2 pseudogenes are annotated in these 2,449 nt (G+C 68.4%); both read right to left on the bottom strand.

The annotated features are described in order from the left end of the window. Positions 1 to 197 precede the first annotated feature (197 nt). Positions 198 to 1,397, bottom strand: a pseudogene (locus AC5JBD_RS00080) (IS91 family transposase). A 5-nt stretch (positions 1,398 to 1,402) separates the two neighbouring features. After that, a pseudogene (locus AC5JBD_RS00075) lies at positions 1,403 to 2,316 on the bottom strand (tyrosine-type recombinase/integrase). Between the last annotated feature and the right edge of the window lie 133 nt (positions 2,317 to 2,449).

Raw genomic sequence — 2,449 nt, 5'->3', positions numbered from 1 at the left:
GGATGTGCCGCCGGATGGCGGCGTCGGACGGAGAGACCGGTCCGCGGGCGTGCCATCGACCTGCCGCGATGGCGCTGGACGGTCCGACCTGGCGGTTATTCGTGCGGTTAGCGATCCGGTGATCGCCGCAGGCACATGCTCCCCCGGTGGCCGAAGCACGGCGGCTTGGCTGGCGGGTCGAGGTTTATCACGCCGGGTCACGACACAGCAGCCCCGGTACGGGCCGGCGACGATGGCGGTGCGCGCGCCCGGGCGGCACGGCCGACGATCTCGATGACGATCATGCGGCCGCCGCAGCACGGGCATGGCGGACGCCAATCCGGCTCCGGTGTCGGCGCGGCTTCTTCGGCCGCAGGTGGCGCCGGCACGCCGAGCAGTTCCCGGGCCCGCGCGATCTTGGCTTAATGGCCGGCGCTGGCGAGCAGGCCGTAGTGCCGAATGCGATGGAAGCCCTTCGGTAACACGTGGAGCAGGAAGCGGCGGATGAACTCGTCCGGGGTGAGGGTCATGGTGCGCTGACGCTCGGCTGCGTCCCGGCGGTAATCCTTGTAGCGGAAGGTGATGCCGGCCTCGTCGAGTGCGATCAGCCGGTGGTTCGAGATGGCAACGCGGTGAATGTATCGCGACAGGTAGGCGAGCACTGCCTCCGGCCCGGAGAACGGCGGCTTCGCGTACACCACCCATCTCTTCTTGCGCAACGGCGCCAGGTGACGGAGGAAGGCGTGGCTGTCTTTCAGGGCAACTTGATCAGCAAAGAACCGGAGCCGGCCTGCGGCATGCAATTGCCGCAGGCCGCTCAGGAACAGCCGCCGGAACAGCTTGGCGAGCACGCGAACCGGTAGCAGGAAGGCAGCCCGGGACGGGATCCAGCGCTCGCCGTTGAGCGAGATCTCGCCGCCGGGCACGATCATGTGGATATGCGGATGGTGCGTCATCGCCGAACCCCAAGTGTGAGGGACGGCGGTGATGCCGATGCGCGCGCCGAGATGACGCGGGTCGGCGGCAATCGTCAGCATTGTCTCCGCCGCCGTTCGGAACAGCAGGTCGTAAACCGCGGCCTTGTTGTGGAAGGCGATGTCGGCGATCTCGGCGGGAAGCGTAAAGACCACGTGGAAGTAGCCGACCGGCAGCAGGTCGGCCTCGCGCGCGGCGAGCCACTCACGGGCTTGCGCCCCTTGGCACTTGGGGCAGTGCCGGTTGCGGCAGCTGTTGTAGGCGATGCGGCGATAGCCGCACGCCTCGCAGCCTTCGACGTGGCCGCCGAGTGCCGCTGTGCGACAGGTCTCGATCGCCGACATCACCTTGAGCTGGTCCAGGCTGACGTGCCCGGCGTGCGCCGCGCGCCAGGTCGGCCCGTGCCTGCGAAAGATGTCGGCGACCTCGAGCGCGGGTCGCACCGCGATCAACCGCCCGGATCGTCACCGTCCATCAGCAGCCCGAGATGCTCGAGCGGGCTCGTTACCGACCGGATGGTCTTGGTGGCAACACGGGCGTAGAGCGCGGTGGTGTCGAGCTTGGCGTGCCCGAGCAAGACCTGGATGACGCGGATGTCGACATCGTGCTCCAGCAGGTGCGTGGCGAAGCTGTGGCGCAAGGTGTGCGGGGTGACCCGCTTGCTGATGCCGGCAGCCTCCGCAGCCTCGCGACGGCCCTGTTGATCTGCCGGGTCGAAACGGGCTCCAGAGTGTTGCGACCGGGAAACAGCCAGCCATGCGGCAGCATGACGCCGCGCCGCCTGCCCTCGCGCCACCACAGCCGCAGCAGCTCCAGCAGCTGCGGCGACAGCATGGCATTGCGGTCCTTGCGTCCCTTACCCTGCTCGACCCGGATCAGCATCCGTGTGCTGTCGACGTCATCCACTTTGAGGGCCGCCACCTCCGACACCCGCAGCCCGGCGCCATAGGCGGTGCCGAGAGCGGCCCGGTATTTCGGCCCGGGCGCCGCCTCGAGCAGCTGCCCGACCTCCTTGCCGCTGAGCACGGTCGGTAGCCGGCGGGGGTGGCGGACCAGGACCAGCCGACGCGATAGGTCAGGCCGGTCGAGCGTCACCATGAAGAAGAAGCGCAGCGCCGACACCGAGCAGTTGATGGTCGGCGGCTGCACGCCGCTCTCGGTCTGAAAAACTTGGAAGCGGCGGATGTCCTCGGGCGTCGCGGTGTCCGGCGGCCGCCGGAGGAACGCCGCGAAGCTCCGGACGAACCGGAGGTAATCGCGCTGCGTCGCGTCACGCAGGCCATGCATCGCCATGTCTTCGAGCATGCGCTGGCGCAACGGGCTGATCGGCCGTGTGTCTGGCTGGTCGGCTTGGTCGGTCATTTCGAGAGCTCCTTGAGCTGAGGGGTGTCCCCTCGGTGCTCAAAGAACCGACCGACGCAGTCTCAACCACTTCACCGTCACCCGCGAACCCACAGGCCTTGCCGCAGCGCCCTCCCGCGAAGCGGGTTCGTGC

Source organism: Allosphingosinicella sp. (assembly GCF_059502505.1).
Note: the sequence above shows the minus strand (reverse complement) of the source record. Positions and strands in the feature narration are given on the sequence as shown.